Below are 19,842 nucleotides of genomic sequence, written 5' to 3' on the forward strand. Positions count from 1 at the left end.
TGAAAGCAGAATAGCGCGAACGTTATCCTCTGAGATAAATCCTGGAAAGGGATCAGGCCGTTAGCGAAGGCGCGTCGCTGCGCAGCGTGGGGCAGAGCTGTAGCATTTCCAGTAAAATCGCCACGTAGCTGCGGGCTTCCTCTTTGAGGTCAAAGGATTGCGGCGAGAAAAGCCAGTTTTCCATCAGACCTGAAATGTAGCTGCGCATCAGGATTGCCGCCCGTCGGGTCAAGAGATTGGCCGGTAATAGTTTTGCCTGCATACACAGGTTCAGATTCTGTTCAATACGATCATAGCTCTCCAGGCTAAGGCTGCGTTGCGCCTGCTGCACCACCGCCATCTCGCCCACGAACTCGCATTTATGAAAAATAATCTCCATCATTAATCTGCGACGTTCTTCAACTACCGTTGCTTCAAGGATATATACTAATATTTCTCTCAATACTGAGAGTGGATCGTCAGGGAATTTTGCCCGATACTCACTCTCGAGATCGCTAATGCTGGACTCTGAAAGCTCCCAGATTTCACTGAACAGATCTGACTTATCTTTAAAATGCCAGTAAATCGCTCCTCGCGTCACACCGGCAGCCTGAGCAATCTGCGCCAGCGAGGTGGATGAAACACCCTGCTGCGAGAACAAACGTATTGCCACATCCAGAATGTGTTGTCGGGTTTCCAGCGCTTGTTGTTTAGTTTTTCGTGCCATAGGTGGGTGAATTTACAGGAGTCAGATTTACATACATTTGTGAATGTATGTACCATAGCATGACGATAATATAAACGCAGCAATGGGTTTTTAGACTCAGGACCCTTGATCAATTTGAAATCGGACACTCGAGGTTTACATATGAACAAAAACAGAGGGTTAACGCCTCTGGCGGTCGTTCTGATGCTCTCAGGCAGCTTAGCGCTAACAGGATGTGACGACAAACCAGCTCAACAAGGAGCTCAGCAGGCGCCAGAAGTAGGCGTCGTGACGCTCAAATCTGAACCTCTACAAATCACCACCGAATTACCAGGCCGTACCAATGCTTACCGCATTGCGGAAGTGCGTCCTCAGGTTAGCGGCATTATCCTGAAGCGTAACTTCACCGAAGGTGGTGATGTGAAAGCCGGTGAGTCTCTGTATCAGATTGATCCAGCAACCTATCAGGCCTCTTATGAAAGTGCGAAAGGCGACCTGGCGAAAGCACAAGCCGCGGCCAAAATTGCTCAGCTGACGTTGAACCGCTACCAAAAGCTGCTCGGTACCAAGTACATCAGCCAACAGGATTACGATACCGCTCTGGCCGACGCACAGCAGGCTAACGCGGCCGTGGTGGCAGCCAAAGCCGCCGTCGAAACCGCGCGCATTAACCTGGCCTATACCAAAGTGACCTCCCCTATCAGCGGTCGTATTGGTAAATCTTCCGTCACGGAAGGGGCGCTGGTGCAGAACGGTCAGACCAATGCGCTGGCAACCGTGCAGCAGCTTGATCCGATCTACGTTGACGTGACGCAGTCCAGCAACGATTTCCTGCGCCTGAAACAGGAGCTGGCTAACGGCACCCTGAAACAGGAAAACGGCAAAGCCAAAGTGGAACTGATTACCAATGACGGTATCAAGTTCCCGCAGGAAGGTACCCTGGAATTCTCTGACGTGACGGTCGACCAGACCACCGGTTCCATCACCTTACGTGCGATTTTCCCGAACCCTGACAAAAATCTGCTGCCAGGTATGTTCGTTCGCGCGCGTCTGGAAGAAGGAACGAATCCAACCGCACTTCTGGTTCCACAGCAGGGTGTGACCCGTACGCCACGCGGCGATGCGAGCGCGCTGGTTGTTGGGGCTGATGACAAAGTCGAAACGCGCAATATCACCGCCACTCAGGCGATTGGCGATAAATGGCTGGTGACGGAAGGTCTAAAAGATGGCGATCGCGTGATTGTTACTGGTTTGCAAAAAGTTCGTCCTGGCGCGCAGGTTAAAGCACAGGAAGTGAAATCTGACGATAAACAACAAGCTTCGGCCGCTGGCCAGTCAGAACAAACCAAGTCTTAACTTAAACAGGAGCCGTTAAGACATGCCTAATTTCTTTATCGATCGCCCCATATTTGCGTGGGTGATCGCCATAATCATCATGCTGGCCGGGGGACTTGCGATCCTGAAGCTGCCTGTTGCGCAATATCCAACGATTGCGCCACCGGCGGTGACAATTTCCGCAACCTACCCGGGGGCTGATGCGAAAACGGTGCAGGACACCGTCACCCAGGTTATCGAACAGAACATGAACGGTATCGATAACCTGATGTACATGTCCTCAAACAGTGACTCCACCGGTACGGTGCAGATCACCCTGACCTTCCAGTCAGGTACGGATGCTGACATTGCGCAGGTTCAGGTGCAGAACAAACTGCAGCTGGCTATGCCTTTGCTGCCGCAGGAAGTACAACAGCAGGGTGTGAGCGTCGAGAAATCGTCCAGTAGCTTCCTGATGGTTGTCGGCGTTATCAACACCAACGGCACCATGACGCAGGAGGATATTTCCGACTACGTGGGCGCCAACATGAAGGACGCCATCAGCCGTACTTCCGGTGTGGGTGACGTGCAGCTGTTCGGTTCCCAGTACGCGATGCGTATCTGGATGGATCCGAACAAGCTGAACAACTTCCAACTGACCCCGGTTGACGTGATCAGCGCGATTAAAGCGCAGAACGCCCAGGTAGCGGCAGGTCAGTTAGGCGGTACGCCGCCGGTGAAAGGCCAGCAGCTTAACGCCTCGATCATCGCGCAGACCCGTCTGACCTCTGCCGATGAATTCAGCAAAATTCTGCTGAAGGTGAATCAGGACGGTTCGCAGGTTCGCCTGCGCGACGTGGCGAAAGTTGAGCTGGGCGGTGAGAACTACGACATCATCGCGAAGTTTAACGGTAAACCGGCTTCCGGTCTGGGTATCAAACTGGCGACCGGCGCTAACGCCCTGGACACCGCCACGGCGATCCGCGCAGAGCTGAAGAAGATGGAACCGTTCTTCCCGTCAGGTCTGAAAATCGTTTACCCGTACGACACCACGCCGTTCGTCAAAATCTCGATTCATGAAGTGGTTAAGACGCTGGTTGAGGCGATCATCCTGGTATTCCTGGTGATGTACCTGTTCCTGCAAAACTTCCGCGCGACGCTTATCCCAACGATTGCCGTGCCGGTGGTATTGCTCGGAACCTTTGCGATCCTGTCGATATTCGGCTACTCGATAAACACCCTGACGATGTTCGGGATGGTGCTCGCCATCGGCCTGCTGGTGGATGACGCCATCGTCGTGGTCGAGAACGTCGAACGCGTGATGGCGGAAGAAGGTTTGCCGCCGAAGGAAGCGACCCGTAAATCAATGGGCCAGATCCAGGGCGCGCTGGTCGGTATCGCGATGGTGCTGTCTGCGGTATTTATCCCGATGGCCTTCTTCGGAGGCTCTACCGGTGCGATTTACCGTCAGTTCTCCATTACCATCGTTTCCGCGATGGCGCTGTCGGTGCTGGTCGCGTTGATCCTGACTCCTGCCCTGTGTGCCACCATGCTGAAGCCAATTCAGAAAGGCGGTCACGGCGAGCACAAAGGGTTCTTCGGCTGGTTTAACCGCATGTTCGATAAGAGCACGCACCACTACACCGACAGCGTGGGCAACATCCTGCGCAGCACCGGTCGTTACCTGCTGCTCTATATCATCATCGTGGTGGGCATGGCTTTCCTGTTCGTCCGTCTGCCAAGCTCGTTCCTGCCAGATGAAGACCAGGGCGTGTTCCTGACGATGGCACAGCTTCCGGCGGGTGCCTCGCAAGAGCGTACCCAGAAAGTGCTGGATGAAGTGACGGACTACTATCTCACCAAAGAGAAAGACAACGTTGAGTCCGTGTTTGCGGTTAACGGCTTTGGCTTTGCGGGTCGTGGTCAGAACACCGGTATTGCCTTCGTTTCTCTGAAAGACTGGTCTGAACGTCCGGGCGAAAAGAACAAGGTTGAAGCCATCACTGGTCGTGCAATGGGCACCTTCTCGCAGATTAAAGATGCGATGGTCTTTGCCTTTAACCTGCCAGCGATTGTTGAACTGGGTACGGCGACCGGTTTCGACTTCCAGCTGATTGACCAGGGCGGTCTGGGCCACGAAAAACTGACGCAGGCGCGTAACCAGCTGTTTGGTGAAGTCGCTAAACACCCTGACCTGCTGGTCGGCGTGCGTCCAAACGGCCTGGAAGATACGCCGCAGTACAAGATCGATATCGACCAGGAGAAAGCCCAGGCGCTGGGCGTATCCATCAGTGACATCAATACCACGCTGGGCGCAGCCTGGGGCGGTAGTTACGTTAACGACTTCATCGATCGCGGTCGTGTGAAGAAAGTGTACGTGATGTCCGAGGCGCAGTACCGTATGTTGCCTAACGATATCAACAGCTGGTTCGTGCGCGGAAGCAATGGTCAGATGGTACCGTTCTCGGCGTTCTCAACCTCACGCTGGGAATACGGTTCGCCGCGTCTGGAACGCTATAACGGTCTGCCATCTATGGAGATCCTGGGTCAGGCTGCTCCGGGCCGAAGCACCGGTGAAGCCATGAACCTGATGGAAGAACTGGCAAGCAAACTGCCTGCGGGTATCGGCTATGACTGGACCGGTATGTCCTATCAGGAACGTCTGTCCGGTAACCAGGCCCCTGCCCTGTACGCCATTTCACTGATTGTGGTCTTCCTGTGTCTGGCGGCACTGTACGAGAGCTGGTCGATTCCGTTCTCCGTTATGCTGGTGGTTCCGCTCGGGGTTATCGGTGCGCTGCTTGCGGCAACGTTCCGTGGACTGACCAACGACGTTTACTTCCAGGTAGGCCTGCTGACAACCATTGGCTTGTCGGCGAAGAACGCGATACTTATCGTTGAATTCGCCAAAGATCTGATGGAGAAAGAAGGCAAAGGTCTTATTGAGGCGACGCTTGAAGCGGTTCGTATGCGTCTGCGCCCAATCCTGATGACGTCGCTGGCGTTCATCCTCGGCGTACTGCCGCTGGTTATCAGCTCCGGTGCGGGCTCCGGCGCGCAGAACGCGGTAGGTACAGGCGTGATGGGCGGTATGGTTACCGCGACCGTACTGGCTATCTTCTTCGTACCGGTGTTCTTCGTGGTGGTTCGCCGCCGCTTTAGCCGCAAGAATGAAGATGTTGAACACAGTCATTCGGTAGAACCTCACTGATACCGGTTCCACATGATAAAAAGGCCGCATTAGCGGCCTTTTTCATTTTCAGAAAAAATCATAAATTACGCTTATTGTGGCTCTATTTATTTTCTGCCATCTTAAATAGACATATCATAATTAACTGATACCTTAATCGGTGAATTCAGGATTTTTTTAATTTCATTTCCCCGCTTAAGCTATTAGGAATATTCCTAATAAGAAGTTCTTACAAAGATAAGTCTGAATCTAAACTTTTCTCATCATTTTTGCTAAGCCGATGAAACGTAAGGAAGCGATAAAACCCCGTCGTTAATTTGGATAAAAACGTTGAGTCCAGGGTGACCATTTGCGTACACGCTCCCAGCCTGCGGTTTTTATTTGTAATTTTTCGTAATAGCGCGGTGAAATCCAGGAAGGAGTGGCTTATAGTTAGGTTATCAGGAACACAGCACTCATGTAGCTAAGTCAGTTGTATCCATCCCGACAATGATGTTCGGTGAGTAAGAAATCACTCAGAAGGGGATGCGCTATGGACGAGTACTCGCCAAAAAGGCATGATATCGCGCAGTTGAAATTTCTCTGCGAATCCTTGTACCATGACTGCCTTGCCAATCTTGATGAAAGTAATCATGGCTGGGTAAACGACCCAACGTCTGCCATCAATTTACAGTTGAATGAGCTGATAGAGCATATCGCAACCTTCGCACTTAATTATAAAATTAAGTACAATGAAGATAATAAGCTCATTGAGCAAATTGATGAATACCTGGACGACACCTTTATGTTGTTCAGCAGTTACGGCATTAACGCTCAGGATTTGCAAAAATGGCGTAAATCGGGAAATCGGCTATTCCGCTGTTTCGTCAACGTGAGCAGAGCTAACCCGGTGAGTCTTTCCTGTTAAAATTATTACAATTACTAAGGTGAATTTATGTCTGATAAACCACTCACAAAAATCGATTATTTGATGCGCTTACGACGTTGTCAGTCAATTGACACGCTTGAGCGCGTCATTGAAAAGAATAAATACGAGCTTTCTGATAATGAACTGGCGGTATTTTATTCAGCCGCTGACCATCGTCTTGCTGAACTGACAATGAATAAACTGTATGACAAAATCCCTACTTCTGTGTGGAAATTTGTCCGTTAATCTTTGAAGGGTGTCTGTAGAGTTCTACGCCTCGTTCTGAGTATTTACCTGTCCCGTTATGCTCCCTGTGCGTAAGCCAGGTCTCCGTGTAAAACGTGTTCATCAACAGCAATGTTGTGACGTCAGTCACATCGGCTTTTCGGGAACGTTCCCCTTCTGGCCTGTTCAGATTACCCTTCGGTAATAACATCCAGAGAGGTTTCCAATGAGCTTAGAAAAACAGAAAATGATTGCCGGTGAACATTACCGCCCCGGCGATGAGGCGTTACGGGCTGACCGACTGCACGCCCGCCATCTGGTTTACCGCTATAACCACACCGCGCCTGATGAAAAAACAGAACGCCAGAACATTCTGGCGGAACTTCTGGGACAAAGCGCAGGCGCTTATATTGAGCCGAGCTTCCGCTGCGACTACGGATATAACATTTATCTGGGCAAAAACTTTTACGCTAACTTCGACTGCGTGATGCTGGATGTCTGCCCTGTTCATATTGGCGATAACTGTATGCTCGCACCGGGTGTTCATATTTATACGGCTACCCATCCCCTGGACGCGGAAGAACGAAACAGCGGCGTGGAGTTTGGAAAACCCGTCAATATTGGCAATAACGTCTGGATTGGCGGCAGGGCTGTCATTAACCCTGGCGTCACCATTGGTGATAATGTGGTCGTGGCCTCCGGCGCCGTCGTGACGAAAGACGTCCCGGCTAACGTCGTCGTTGGCGGCAATCCGGCAAAAATCATCAAAACGCTGTGAGGTTGCGGGGAGTCAACTGTTATAGTCTTTTAGCGCCAGACTGTTACTTTTTTCAGCCTGATGGCTCCCCTAAAATTGGCAGACCCCCTGTATTGTCAACTCTTATGAAGGCAAAAAATGACCGAGATACAGCGCCTGCTTACCGCCACCATCGACGATCTTAACCTCCGCGAAAAGCGCGACAATCGCCCGCGCTTTAGCATTAGCTTTATTCGCAAACATCCTGGACTGTTTGTCGCCATGTATGCCGCCTGGCTGGCGACGCTTGTTGTGATGCTAAAGTCCGAAACGCTGGTGGACTCCGTCTGGCTGCTGGTTGTACTGTTTGTCGTCTTTAACGCCTTTTTCTTTTTCGATGTGAATCCGCGCTACCGTTACGAAGATATCGACGTGCTCGATTTCCGGGTCTGCTATAACGGCGAATGGTACAACACGCGTTACGTGCCAGAGGAGCTGATCGAAAACATCATGCACTCTCCGGCGGTTGAAGCCGGGCAAAAAGAGAAGCTGCAGAAAATGGTCTCCACCAAAGGTCAGCTCTCTTTCTATGATGTCTTTACCCTTTCCCGCCCTGCTGCTGCGTAATTAACGCCTGCAGGCGTCGGATCCCCGGCGCAAACTGAGAAGCAGAGGTATTGCCGTAACCTAAAACCAGACCGGTTTGCCCCTGCTTCGCCTCCAGGTAGTACCCGCTCAGCGCAGCGGGTGCCAGCTGAAACGCCCTCGCCTGCTCCACCAGCTTCTGGTCGTCAATACCGTATATCGCCAGCGTCAGATGCATTCCCCCTTCGCCTGCCAGAATGCGATGCGGAGAATGAAGCTCTGCGCTCAGCACCTCCCGCAGCTGGCGGTAGCGTTTACGGTAGAGCCGACGCATGACGGCAAGGTGACGGGCGTAATGACCTTCTTCAATAAATAGCGCCAGGGTACGCTGCTCCGCACGATGTCCCCCGCGCAACAGCGAGCCGATGGCCGGGCGAGCCGCTTTCGCCAGCGCTGGCGGTAGCACCATGAACCCCATTCTGAGCGAAGGAAACAGCGTTTTACTGAACGTCCCCAGATACACAACGGGCGCATTGTTGACCATTCCCAGCATCGCCGGTACGGGCTCACCGGCATAGCGGAACTCGCTGTCGTAATCGTCTTCAATGATCCACGCGTTGTGCTGCCGGGCCAGCTCCAGCAGCGCCAGCCGCCGCCGCGCGCTGAGCACGCTCCCGTAAGGGAACTGATGCGAAGGTGAGGTAAAAATCATTGAGGGCGCAGGCGCATCCAGCCCTTCCCAGCACATTCCCTCGTCATCTACCGGTATTCCCGTCATTGCCAGGCCAGTTTTAACAAACGCACTCTTTGCCCCGCTATAGCCGGGGTTTTCTACCCAGGCGACATCGCCAGGCTCGCTTAACAGCATCGTGCAGAGGTTGACGCCTTCAAGCGCCCCTTCGGTTATCACAATCTGGCTGGCGTCGCAGTCGATACCGCGGGACAGGGCGAGATGCCGGGCAATCGCGGCGCGCAGCGACGGCTCGCCGGCCGGGTCGCCATAGCCTAACAGGGCGCTTCCCTCCTCGCGCAGGACACGATCGTACAATCGCCGCCACAGCGGCAAGGGGAAATAGTTAATGGCTGGCGTTCCCGGCGTAAACGCCATCACCGGGGTATCGCGCGGCACGGGCGCGGGCAGCAGGGCGACCCGTTTTGTCAGCCTGATGTCAGGATCCGGCAATGCCCGGGCAATCGTACGATGAGCGAATTGCCCCACCCGCGTTCCCTGACGGTTACGCAGTAAATAACCTTCGAGCGTGAGCTGGTCCAGCGCCGCATTGACCGTGTTTCGGGAAACCGAGATCTGCTGCGCCAGCGTTCGCGAACCGGGCAGCTGGCTGCCGGACCGAAGCCTTCCGCTCAGTATGGCCTCCCGCAAAGCGAGATAGAGCGCGCGCTGAAGCGTCTCCTGCCCACGCTTTTTCAGCGCAGCATGGAGCAAAGTGTAAAGCTCATCACCCGGTATATTCATCTTCCCTCCTTGTGGTACCAGAAAAACATAGCCTGGTGGTTCTTTTTAAGGAACCAGCAATTCACTAATCTGGAGATCTTTTCAACGTCATGGAAATAAAGATGAATACATTCAACGAGTTTGGACAGCCAGTAGGCGAAGCCCTTATCGACTGGCAGCCTCGTCAGCACCCGTCCCGGGTGGTCCTTCAGGGTCACTATTGTCGGCTTGAGCCGCTGCGCGTGGAGCATGCCCACGCGTTGTTCTCCGCCTATTCCCTGGCCGAAGATACCCGCAGCTGGACGTGGCTGCTGCGTGAACCCGATGCCACCGCAGAGGAGTTTGCCAACTGGGTGGCGAGCGTAAGTGAGTTATCCGATCCCATCCACTTTACCGTTATGGACAACCGGACCCAGTCTCCTGTCGGGACGCTGTCCCTGATGCGGATCGATCCTAAAAACGGGGTCGTGGAAGTGGGGCACGTTCACTTCTCTCCTCTGTTAAGCCGCACGCCAGGGTCGACAGAAGCGCAGTATCTGCTGATGCGATACGTATTCGATACCCTGGGGTACCGGCGTTATGAATGGAAGTGCAATAGCCTGAACGAGCCTTCCCGTAAAGCGGCGCTGCGTCTGGGCTTTCAGTTTGAAGGACGCTTTCGCCAGGCGCTGGTGATAAAAGGCCGTAACCGGGATACCGACTGGTTTTCGATTCTCGACAAAGAGTGGCCGGCGCTGGCTAACGCCTTTGAAAGCTGGCTTGCCACCGACAATTTTACTGCCGATGGCAAACAGAAAAGATCCCTGGAAAGCTGGCGAGAAACGCGCGTTTAGCGTCTTTTTTTACGTCCCTGAACCGCCTTAAAGCGCGGATTAGATTTGCAAATCACGTATAAGCGTCCCTTGCGTTTGACTATCTGGCAATCCGGGTGACGCTGCTTTGCACTTCGTAATGAGTTAAGTACCTGCATGGTTAGCCCCGCTTCGCATTGAGAAAACCGCCAAAACGCTTGCGGAAGCGCGCTGCGCTGCCGTCCGTGGAGAACGTTTTCTGCTTACCGGTATAAAACGGGTGCGATTTTGAAGAAACCTCGATGGTGATGTACGGATATGTCTCACCGTCGAGTTCAATTTCGCGGTCGGTTTTAATGGTTGAGCCGACTTTAAAGTATTCATTAGCGCTGGTGTCGTGGAATACCACGGTGCGATAGGCTGGGTGGATATCGGGTTTCATCGTAAATCCTTTATGTTTTGTTATAACATAACAAAATAATATCCAGGCGAGGTTGAAAAAACAACCCCTCTCTTCTGACGATAATTTCTCGTATGCCTGAGATAAAATGAAAACCATGCCAACCACGTGCTATAACTATATCATTTCGCGGTAAAATCTTTCTCTTCAGGCAGGGAACTCAATGCCCAGGAACGGGCATACGAGGAAGGACACGACAGCATGAAAACCCGACATCTGGTCAGTCTGGTGACTGGCGTACTTATCTTTTCTGTGCTGGTCCCCATTTGCCTGAGCATCTGGCTGGCCCATCGCCAGGCGGAAGATAAATTCGCCGATGCGCTGGATAACTATGCCTCCCGCGTGCTGGTTCGCACCGACAGGGTTGTGGATCAGGCAAAAGAAGCGCTCGATCACCTGCAGGCCTTTGAGGGCGTGCCGTGTAGCCCCTTGCAATTGCGGGAAATGCGCCGGGTCGCTTTCTCGTGGCGATATGTCCAGGAAGTGATTTATATCGACAACCTTCGACCGCTCTGCTCCTCCCTGGAGCAAACCAGTCATGCGTCCCCTTTCCCTCCTCCAATGCGCATTACCGAAGATGGTTACAGCGCGTGGCTGACCACGCAAAACGATCTTGGGTTTAACCGCTACATGACGGTGCTGGGAAAAGGCCACTACCTTGTCATGATCGATCCTGCCTCGCTGGTGGACGTGATCCCTTTCGGCGAGATAGCGATTGATGCCGCCCTGGTAGGAAGCGCAACGCACCGCATATTTGCCAGCAGCAGCAAGCTCGACTCTCACATCCGCGACATGGTTCAGGAGCGGGGTGTGAAAAGCGTGCAGTACAACGGTTCAATGTACGTCATGAAGTCTGTACCTGAGCTTGGATTTACCGTCGTAGCATGGGCAACGCTCAAACCGCTGGCTGAAACCTGGCACCGGCAGCTTCTTTTCTGGTTACCGTTCGGCATGTTGATAAGCCTGCTCGCCGCACTGTTTGTCCTGCGGATCCTGCGGCGTATCCAGTCGCCGCGCAATCGCCTGCTTGACGCCATTAACAGCCGGGATTTTGTGGTCCACTATCAGCCCATCGTAGCGCTCTGTAGCGGAAAAATTGTGGGCGCTGAGGCGCTGACGCGCTGGCCTCAGCCGGACGGAAGCTGCCTCTCGCCGGATATTTTTGTCCCCCTTGCCGAGCAAACGGGGCTCATCTCGAAGCTGACACAGTTAGTCATCGAAAAGGTGTTTGAAGATATGGGCCACTGGCTGCAACGCTATCCGGATCAGCATATCTCCATTAACCTCGCCCCTGCCGATTTAACCTCCGGCATCCTGCCGCCTCTGCTGAGCCAGCTCCTGAACAAGTGGCAGATCCACCCCCGGCAAATCGCCCTGGAGCTCACCGAGCGCGGCTTTGCCGATCCCAAAATTAGCGCACCGGCTATCGCCGCATTTCGCCGTTCAGGCCACCCTGTTTATATTGATGATTTTGGCACGGGCTATTCCAGCCTGAGCTATCTGCAGGATCTGGACGTCGATACGCTAAAAATTGATAAATCGTTCGTGGATGCGCTGGAGTATAAAAACGTGACGCCGCACATCATTGAAATAGCGAAGTCGCTGAAGCTGGCGATGGTGGCGGAGGGCGTCGAAACCGCAGGGCAACTCGCCTGGCTACACCAACACGGCGTGCAGTACGGGCAGGGGTGGTACTACAGCAAAGCGCTGCCAAAAACGGAATTTATTCTCTGGGCAGAAAATAACCTCGGCACGCACGCTACTTGAGATAGGATTTCATCACCCGCAACACCACGCCAAGATCGGCTTCACGCTGCGCTTCTTCAGGCTCTTTCACCACATGATCGGTTAAATGCCCTTCGATCACCTGCATCATCATGCCATTGACCGCCCCGCGGATCGCCGCCAGCTGCTGTAACACCTCGGCGCATTCGTGATCGCTGTTGAGCATTTTCTCCAGCGCGGTGCTCTGCCCCTGAATTTTCTTCAGGCGAGTCAGTAACATCTTCTTGTCTCGAACGGTATGTGACATCTCTGTACCCCTTATTTTTTGGCTTTTAAAGCATATCATGCTCTACTCCCCCCGAGTATTTTTCTACTGGGGGGTAGTATTGAACTACTGGGGGGGAGTAGTATCTCCGCACGCTTTCCACTCCGGAATTTCCCATGACCGATTTTGCTTCACTCCTTCAGCAGGGCAACGCCTGGCTGTTTGTTCCCAGCGCTATCCTGCTCGGTGCGCTACATGGCCTGGAACCGGGCCATTCAAAAACAATGATGGCCGCCTTTATTGTTGCCATCCGAGGCACGCTGAAACAGGCGGTGCTGCTAGGCCTGGCGGCCACGCTCTCCCATACGGCGGTGGTCTGGCTCGTTGCGATGGCGGGATTATGGTTTGGTCGGGGCTGGGATGCGCACACGTCCGAACCCTGGTTCCAGCTGATCTCCGGAGTGCTGATCGTTGCGATCGCCCTGTGGATGGCGTGGCGAACCTGGAAAGAGAGCCAGCCGCACGATCATCATCATCACGACCATGATCACCACCACAATGACCATGACCACCATCATGATCATCACCACCACCACCACGAACACTCGCTGGTTGAAGAAGAGTGGCAGGACGCCCACCAGCGCGCTCACGCGCAGGATATTAACCGGCGCTTCAGCGGTCAAAACGTCACCACAGGCCAGATCGTGATGTTTGGCCTGACCGGCGGGCTTATCCCCTGTCCGGCGTCCATCACCGTGCTGCTGATCTGCCTGCAGCTGAAGCATTTCGCCCTCGGCGCGACGCTGGTGTTCAGCTTCAGTATTGGTCTGGCGTTAACGCTGGTCGCTTCCGGCGCGATTGCGGCCTTAAGCCTCAAGCACGCGACCAAACGCTGGCCCGGGTTTAGCGAATTATCCCGTAAAGCGCCGTGGATCTCCGCTGCGCTGATTACCGTAGTAGGGATTTACATGAGCCTGCATGGCCTGAGCGGCATTCTGGCGTAAGACTGCGGCCACGCTCTGTGGCCGCATCTCTTGGTCAGTTAAGGGTTCTGCTGCCAGCTGAAGGTATAGCGAAGCTGGCGTGTCTGCAGGAGGAATTCCGGAGAGACGCTGGGGCTCCAGGAGTCGTCGCCGCCCACGCCCATATGGAACGCATCGAGATTGAGCCAGCATCCCGACTCTTCGCGCAGCAGATGATGATGGGTTGACTCACGCAACTGCTGCTGGCCGTAGCGGCTCACCGAGAAATGGAACCGGCCGTTCAGCTGATGCGTTCCCACCACAAGTTCCCGGGTATCGCAGCGCAAACCATTTTCCGTCGGGAAGATATACGGCGTGTGCATGGCCTCGAGAGGTAATGTCCAGCGACCCTGCTGCGCCGCCAGCTTTCTGTCCGGGTAGTTTTCATGCGGCCCCAGCCCCAGCCAGTGAACGTTTTCCGGCGTTTCGGCAAGATGAACGCTCAGGCCAACGCGCGCGGGTTCAGGGATATCAGACGCAACGTCAATCTGAATATCGCCATGCAGAACGCCACGATCGTCCACCCGCCAGACTTTACGGCTCATGAACAGGGCTTTGCCGCGATACTCAAGCACGTGCTGGGTTGTGACCACCACGTCGCCTGCGTGCTGCCGTGCCTCACAGTGCAGAACGCGCGAGGTGAGTTCATACATGCCCGCCGCTTTCCAGCGTTCAACCCAGGCGTTCGGATCGATCTGCGTCGCTTCACTCACGCCAATGTCGTTATCCAGCGGCGCGCGGCTGACGTTGTCCGTCAGAGGTGAAAGGAGCGTTTCAACGCCATTTCGCCACCATTGGGACAGGTTTCCGGTTGCGCGATCGAACTGCCAGCGCTGTTGACGATGGGCGATCTCCAGAATGCGATCGCTTTGCGTTAACACCGGCGGCTCGCCCGCCGGGGCTGGCGGAGCAATAAAGAGGGGAGCCGGAAGCGGCCACTGCTCCCACGCGCAGCGATGGTCAGCCGGAGACCACGGCGTTGCCCGCGGCTGGCGTACTTCAACGTTCAGCCAGATCTCTCCCGGCCCGGCTTTCAGCGCCGGCAGGTCAATCTCCAGACGCTGGGTGCCTTCAGGCGCCATCGAGAGCGTCACCTCACCCGCGGCCAGCACGTCCCCGTCCCGGGCAACCGTCCAGTTCAGCACTTCGTTATCGGTGTGGCGGAACAGATAGCCGCTTTGCACCTCAATCACCAGCGGAGAGGTGCTGACCCGCGTAAAGGTAAAGAACTGCTGGGCGCGCTGCGCCTCGTACAGCGCCGGGTGCGGCGTGCGATCGGGGAACACCAGCCCGTTAAGACAGAACTGCCGATCGTTCGGCTTATCGCCGAAGTCTCCGCCGTAGGCCCAGAACGCGTTGCCCTTTTCGTCCCGTTTCGTCAGGGCCTGATCGACCCAGTCCCAGACAAACCCACCCTGCAGGCGAGGATGGCTGCGAAACGCTTCCCAGTATTTCGCAAACCCGCCAAAGCTATTTCCCATCGCGTGGGCGTATTCACAGAGGATCAGCGGGCGCGTTTCGTCCGGCATGCCGATCCATTTCTTGATTGACCATTTAGGCACTGCCGGGAAGGGCTGATCCCGATCGACCCGGGCGTACATCGGACAGACAATATCGGTCGCCGCCGTGTTCGCGCCGCCGCCTTCATACTGCACCGGACGCGTAGGATCGGTGGTTTTCAGCCAGCGGTACAGCGCATCGTGATTCGCGCCGTGGCCCGACTCATTGCCCAGAGACCAGATGATAACCGAGGGATGATTACGATCGCGCTGCACCATGCGGGTCACGCGCTCGCTCATGGCGGGCAGCCAGCGCGGATCGTCAGCAAGGCGGCTCATCGGCACCATGCCGTGCGTTTCGATATTGGCTTCGTCAACGACGTACAGCCCGTATCGGTCGCAAAGCCGGTACCACAGCGGATGGTTAGGGTAGTGCGAGCAGCGCACGGCGTTGAAGTTGTGCTGCTTCATGATTTCGATATCGCGGCGCATGGTCGCTTCGTCCATCACCTGACCGTTTTCCGGGTGATGCTCGTGTCGGTTAACCCCGCGGATCAGCAGCGGTTTACCGTTGAGCTTCAGCAGGCCGTTGCCGATGTCAACGCGGCGGAAGCCCACGTCGCACGCCTCAACCTCCAGCACCTCACCCTGCGGGTTAAGAAGCGCAATCGTCAGGCGATACAGTTCTGGCGTTTCAGCGCTCCAGAGCGCGGGCTGGTCAACAGGGATCGCCGCCGTTAAGCGCTCTGCCCAGCTGCCGCGCTCGTCGACGATGGCAGATCCTGGACGCCGGGAAACGCTGGCGCATTTTTCACCCGTGCGCCACAGGGTCATGACCACCTCGCAGTCTGCAAAGCCAGCGCCTGCCAGCGCGACATCCACCTTCAGCACCGCGCGGTCCAGCTCCGCATTCAGGTCCGTCACCACGTGATAATCGGCAATCTGCGTCTTGGGTTTATGCAGCAGCGTCACATCGCGGAAGATGCCGCTCATGCGCCACATGTCCTGATCTTCCAGATAGCTGCCGTCGCACCAGCGCAATACCATGACCGCCAGCCGGTTCTGCCCGGGGCGCAAGGCCGCCGAGAGGTCAAATTCGGCGGGCAATCGGCTGTCCTGGGAATAGCCCATCCACTGCCCGTTGCACCAGAGATGGAACGCCGAGTTCACGCCGTCGAAGATGATGCGGGTCTGCCCGCTTCGAAGCCAGGCGTCATCCACCTCAAATGTGAGCGAGTAACAACCGGTCGGGTTTTCCTGCGGCACGAAAGGCGGGTTAACGGGGATAGGATAGGTGACATTGGTATAGATGGGCGTGTCGAACCCCTGCATCTGCCAGTTAGACGGCACGGGCATCGCAACGGCATCCGCGCAATCTTCGGTTACCCATGCCTGAGGAACCCGTTCCGGCGCGGTAAAGAAGCTAAACTGCCACACTCCGTTCAGAGATTGCCTGCTGATGGATCCAGCGTCCTCTCTGGCAGAGGGCTCATTGCGCCAGCTGTGTAACGGCGCGTGTGCGGCCAGACGGTTCCACTGGGTGACGCCAGGATTTTCCCAGTCCCGACGGGCCAGAATGGCGCTGAGGGTCAGCGGTGAAGTGGTGGACATAGTAACCTCTTTGCGAAGCGCTCACAATTTTGGTTAACATGCCCTGGCACCGGGCAACGGTAAAGCGTTCAATCGCGGGGTAGCGAGTCCGATCACAAAGTTTTATTTGCGGGCAATCTGCTCGGCAAGCAGTGCCAGGCTTCTGAGCTGCTGCGCCAGATCCTCACGTTCGGCCTGCTTAGGGTTGCGCCGCGCGCTGGAATGACGGATAACCAGCGTCACCGGCAGCTGAACCTGCCGGCACGCTTCGCCCCCGGAAGGCGCCAGCAGCCACTCCACGCTGCGTTCGCCCGCCTCGCGAAACGCCTGACGAATGGTTGTCAGCGGCGGGGAAAACCAGGTGCTGTCGGCCGTATCGTCAAACCCAACCACCGAAAGCTGGCCAGGGATCGCGATACCTTTTTCCGCGCAGGCGCGCATCACCCCGAGCGCCATCTGATCGTTCGCCACCAGAATCGCGTCCGGTAATGCCGCACCCGACAGCAGCACGTGCCCCTTCTCATATCCGCTGGCCGCGCTCCAGTCACCGTAGGCCACAGCCGTCGCATTAAGACCCGCCAGCGCCAGCGTCGCTTTCCAGCCCGCCAGGCGCGCCCGCGCAGAGACCGAGCTTTCCGGCCCGCTCAGCAGGGCAATGCGCTGATGCCCCAGAGAAAGCAGATGCTCAACGCCCAGACGCGCCCCCTGCTCCGCGTTAAACACGAGGCTGTTTACCCGCGCTGAGGGCGCCACATCGAGGAACAGCACCGGGACGGGCGACGCCAGCGCCCCGAGCTCTTCGGCGAGCGGATCGTCAAGCGGCACATTCACCAGCAGCGCGTCCACCCGCTGTGCCAGCAGCGCCTGAAGCGCGGCCTGACACTGCTGGGGTTGCTCTACCATGGAGATAAGGACGCTCGCCCCCTGTTCCGCCGCACGCGATTTGACCGCCGACACAATTTGCGAAGGCGCGTGCAGGGCCAGATCGGTGGTGATGAGGCCCAGCGTACGGGTGCGTTTCCCCGCCAGCTGCTGCGCCCGAAGGTTAGGAACGTAGTGCAGCTCCGCCATCGCCTGCTGCACCTTTTCTCGCGTGCGGGCAGACACATGTTCCGCGTCGTTAATGACGCGGGAAACGGTCTGATAAGAAACCCCCGCAAGGAGGGCGACATCATAGAGAGTGATTGCTTTCATGCTTTCTGGCATCGCGATTTTCGAAGCGTCTATTCTGGCACAGCGACGCCGTTAAAACATGTGAGCGCTTCGCAAAATTAAACACCCCGCTCCGGCTGGGGTATTTCCGCAATGCGTGGCTTCTGGCGGAACCAGGGCAGGCAGAGCTGGATAAGCGGGCCAATGGTCAGTGCATACAGTACGGTTCCCACCCCAAACGTGCCGCCAAGCACGCACCCAATCAGCAGAACGGATACCTCAATTGAGGTACGCACGCTGCGAATGGACCACCCCAGCCGGGCGTGAATGCCGGTCATCAGGCCGTCGCGCGGGCCTGGCCCGAAACCGGCCCCGATGTACATGCTGGTCGCAATCGCGTTCATCACGATGCCCGACACCAGGAAAGCAATTCGAACGGGTAACGAATCCAGCTCCGGGATAAGCGCCATGCTGGCGTCCGCCGCCAGACCGATACAAATCACGTTGCTGATCGTGCCAAGGCCCGGCATCTGGCGCAGCGGGATCCACAGCAGCAGCACCGCCGCGCCGGTCACAATGATCACCGTCCCGATAGTCATCCCCAGCTGCATCCCCACCCCGAGGTGAAACACATCCCAGGGATCGACACCCAAATCGGAACGAATAAACATCGCGGTGGAAAGGCCATACAGTCCTAAACCGACATAGAGTTGTAGCAGACGACGTACCATTTTTATCTTCTCCAGTGAACCATGCTTTCATCCTGACCTAAAATGGCACTATGATTAATGTCCAGTTTTCAAATAGTGGACTGCATATGTCATCACGTCGCTTCGGAAGCCAGTCTCTGGTACGCCTTTTAGGCCACTGGCAGCAAGCCTCATCCCGCACCCCGCTCTGGCGACAGCTGGCCGACGCGCTGCGTTTGTTAATTCTTGATGGGCGTCTGGCACTGAATACGCGGCTGCCGGGCGAGCGTGAGCTGGCCACGGCGCTGGACGTGAGCCGAACCACCATCAGCAGCGCGCTCGCCCACCTGCGTGAAGAGGGGTACCTTGAAAGCCGCCACGGCAGCGGGTCACGGGTCATTCTCCCTGACACGCGCGCCGTTCCCACCCTTTCCGCGGCGAGCGCCGCACTGGATCTCTCCACTGCCGCCCTGAATGCCGGGCCGGAGATCCATCAGGCTTATGCCCATGCGCTCACGGCCATTACCCCGCATCTCTCGCTGACGGGCTACGATCAGCTGGGGCTACCGACGCTGCGGGAGGCCATCGCTGCGCGCTATACCGCGCGGGGTCTTCCCACCCGCGCAGATGAAGTGATGGTGGTCAATGGCGCCGTCAGCGGCTTTGCGCTGGTGCTGCGGATGATGACCGGGCCGGGGGACCGCGTCGTGGTCGATCACCCCACCTATCCGCTGGCGATTGCCGCCATTCAGGGGGCGCAGTGTCGGCCAGTCGGGGTGTCGCTGCCGGAAACCGGCTGGGATACGGATGGCTTTGCCGCAACGCTTGCCCAGACGGCGCCGCGTCTGGCCTACCTGATGCCAGATTTTCATAATCCGACCGGGCGCTGTATGGATATCGCCACCCGTCAGGCCATCACGGATATTGCAGCCCAAACCCGCACGGCGCTGGTGGTGGATGAAACGATGGTGGATCTCTGGTTTGATGCGCCTCCCCCGCCACCGCTGGCCGCCTTTAACCCGCAGGCCACCGTCATCACCTTAGGCTCTGCCGGAAAAAGCTTCTGGGGCGGGCTGCGTCTCGGCTGGATCCGTGCCTCATCGCGCATCATCGCCACCCTTGCCCAGACGCGGGATACTCTGGATTTAGGCTCGCCGCTGCTCGAACAGCTGGCAATGCGGTGGCTCATTAACAACAGCGAGACGTTTCTGCCCGCACGCCGGAAGATGCTGGCGGAACGGCGCGATCGATGCGGTGACCTGCTGCGCGAACATTTCCCGGAGTGGAAATTCCACGAGGCGGAAGGCGGGCTATCTTACTGGATAGAGCTCCCGGGCATGCTGGCGACACAGCTTGCCGCACGGGCAGAAATAATCGGGATTAACCTGGGAACCGGGACGCGGTTTGGTTTATCGGGGGCGTTTGACCGCTATTTACGTATGCCCTTCTCGCTGGAATCGACAGAGCTTGAGCAGGCGTTGCTGAGGATCAAACCGTTATGGCTCGCCCTGAATAAAAACGTGCCATCGTTAAAACGCAGCGTGATCTGATATT

18 protein-coding genes are annotated in these 19,842 nt (G+C 56.2%); 10 read left to right on the plus strand and 8 right to left on the minus strand.

The window, feature by feature from the left end; translation table 11 throughout:
- Positions 1-52 precede the first annotated feature (52 nt).
- Positions 53-706: a multidrug efflux transporter transcriptional repressor AcrR gene (gene acrR / locus FOY96_RS16655; protein ID WP_033144791.1), complete on the minus strand. Its 654-nt coding sequence runs from the start codon at positions 704-706 to the stop codon at positions 53-55.
- A gap of 141 nt (positions 707-847) precedes the next feature.
- On the opposite strand from acrR, the gene acrA reads away from it, so the two are divergent.
- The 6 genes from acrA to FOY96_RS16685 all read left to right on the plus strand — a co-directional run bounded on the left by acrA (position 848) and on the right by FOY96_RS16685 (position 7,684).
- Complete coding sequence (gene acrA, locus FOY96_RS16660) at positions 848-2,041, plus strand: multidrug efflux RND transporter periplasmic adaptor subunit AcrA (protein ID WP_029741963.1); 1,194 nt, start codon at positions 848-850, stop codon at positions 2,039-2,041.
- Positions 2,042-2,063: 22 nt separating this feature from the next.
- Positions 2,064-5,210 carry a multidrug efflux RND transporter permease subunit AcrB gene (gene acrB, locus FOY96_RS16665; protein WP_029741964.1) on the plus strand — a complete coding sequence of 1,049 codons (3,147 nt, stop codon included), beginning with the start codon at positions 2,064-2,066 and terminating at the stop codon, positions 5,208-5,210.
- Between the two features lie 511 nt (positions 5,211-5,721).
- A complete protein-coding gene (gene tomB, locus FOY96_RS16670) occupies positions 5,722-6,096 on the plus strand; it encodes an Hha toxicity modulator TomB (RefSeq protein WP_008499288.1) in 375 nt (124 codons plus the stop codon).
- Between the two features lie 27 nt (positions 6,097-6,123).
- Positions 6,124-6,342: a hemolysin expression-modulating protein Hha gene (gene hha, locus FOY96_RS16675; protein WP_008499287.1), complete on the plus strand. Its 219-nt coding sequence runs from the start codon at positions 6,124-6,126 to the stop codon at positions 6,340-6,342.
- Between the two features lie 205 nt (positions 6,343-6,547).
- Entirely contained in the window at positions 6,548-7,099 is a 552-nt protein-coding gene (gene maa / locus FOY96_RS16680) for a maltose O-acetyltransferase (RefSeq protein WP_039263961.1), read from the plus strand.
- A 117-nt stretch (positions 7,100-7,216) separates the two neighbouring features.
- Positions 7,217-7,684, plus strand: coding sequence for a YlaC family protein (locus FOY96_RS16685; RefSeq protein WP_045400719.1), 468 nt, complete (start codon positions 7,217-7,219; stop codon positions 7,682-7,684).
- Here the strand turns inward: FOY96_RS16685 and pdxR are convergent.
- Positions 7,656-9,116 carry a MocR-like pyridoxine biosynthesis transcription factor PdxR gene (gene pdxR, locus FOY96_RS16690; protein WP_143347458.1) on the minus strand — a complete coding sequence of 487 codons (1,461 nt, stop codon included), beginning with the start codon at positions 9,114-9,116 and terminating at the stop codon, positions 7,656-7,658. The two genes, FOY96_RS16685 and pdxR, sit on opposite strands and share 29 nt — an antisense overlap.
- 101 nt (positions 9,117-9,217) lie before the next feature.
- Here pdxR and FOY96_RS16695 point away from each other — a divergent pair, with 101 nt between their 5' ends.
- On the plus strand, positions 9,218-9,928 hold the full coding sequence (locus FOY96_RS16695; RefSeq protein WP_096149983.1) for a GNAT family N-acetyltransferase: 711 nt from the start codon (positions 9,218-9,220) through the stop codon (positions 9,926-9,928).
- On the opposite strand, the gene ykgO is transcribed toward FOY96_RS16695, so the two are convergent.
- Together ykgO and FOY96_RS16705 are read right to left on the minus strand one after the other, a co-directional pair.
- Positions 9,925-10,065, minus strand: coding sequence for a type B 50S ribosomal protein L36 (gene ykgO, locus FOY96_RS16700; RefSeq protein ID WP_003859006.1), 141 nt, complete (start codon positions 10,063-10,065; stop codon positions 9,925-9,927). The genes FOY96_RS16695 and ykgO overlap by 4 nt on opposite strands.
- A gap of 2 nt (positions 10,066-10,067) precedes the next feature.
- Positions 10,068-10,328, minus strand: a complete 261-nt coding sequence (locus FOY96_RS16705; RefSeq protein ID WP_010428154.1) for a type B 50S ribosomal protein L31 — start codon at positions 10,326-10,328, stop codon at positions 10,068-10,070.
- 219 nt (positions 10,329-10,547) lie between these two features.
- On the opposite strand from FOY96_RS16705, the gene FOY96_RS16710 reads away from it, so the two are divergent.
- Entirely contained in the window at positions 10,548-12,113 is a 1,566-nt protein-coding gene (locus FOY96_RS16710) for an EAL domain-containing protein (protein WP_047061248.1), read from the plus strand.
- Here the strand turns inward: FOY96_RS16710 and FOY96_RS16715 are convergent.
- Positions 12,106-12,378: a metal-sensing transcriptional repressor gene (locus FOY96_RS16715; protein WP_023310594.1), complete on the minus strand. Its 273-nt coding sequence runs from the start codon at positions 12,376-12,378 to the stop codon at positions 12,106-12,108. The genes FOY96_RS16710 and FOY96_RS16715 overlap by 8 nt on opposite strands.
- 134 nt (positions 12,379-12,512) lie before the next feature.
- Here FOY96_RS16715 and FOY96_RS16720 point away from each other — a divergent pair, with 134 nt between their 5' ends.
- The gene (locus FOY96_RS16720; protein WP_143347459.1) at positions 12,513-13,340 is read left to right on the plus strand and encodes a nickel/cobalt efflux protein RcnA; all 828 of its coding nucleotides are present in this window, start codon (positions 12,513-12,515) and stop codon (positions 13,338-13,340) included.
- Positions 13,341-13,378: 38 nt separating this feature from the next.
- Here FOY96_RS16720 and FOY96_RS16725 read toward each other — a convergent pair whose 3' ends face one another.
- From FOY96_RS16725 to yczE, 3 genes are all read right to left on the minus strand, one after another.
- Complete coding sequence (locus FOY96_RS16725; protein ID WP_143347460.1) at positions 13,379-16,468, minus strand: beta-galactosidase; 3,090 nt, start codon at positions 16,466-16,468, stop codon at positions 13,379-13,381.
- Between the two features lie 102 nt (positions 16,469-16,570).
- Positions 16,571-17,641 carry a LacI family DNA-binding transcriptional regulator gene (locus tag FOY96_RS16730; RefSeq protein WP_143347461.1) on the minus strand — a complete coding sequence of 357 codons (1,071 nt, stop codon included), beginning with the start codon at positions 17,639-17,641 and terminating at the stop codon, positions 16,571-16,573.
- Positions 17,642-17,718: 77 nt separating this feature from the next.
- Entirely contained in the window at positions 17,719-18,330 is a 612-nt protein-coding gene (gene yczE / locus FOY96_RS16735; RefSeq protein ID WP_143347462.1) for a membrane protein YczE, read from the minus strand.
- 86 nt (positions 18,331-18,416) lie between these two features.
- On the opposite strand from yczE, the gene yczR reads away from it, so the two are divergent.
- Positions 18,417-19,838 carry a MocR-like transcription factor YczR gene (yczR, locus tag FOY96_RS16740; protein ID WP_143347463.1) on the plus strand — a complete coding sequence of 474 codons (1,422 nt, stop codon included), beginning with the start codon at positions 18,417-18,419 and terminating at the stop codon, positions 19,836-19,838.
- Positions 19,839-19,842 lie beyond the last annotated feature (4 nt).

Origin of the sequence: Enterobacter asburiae (assembly GCF_007035645.1) — a bacterium.
GTDB classification, from domain to species: Bacteria; Pseudomonadota; Gammaproteobacteria; order Enterobacterales; family Enterobacteriaceae; genus Enterobacter; species Enterobacter asburiae_B.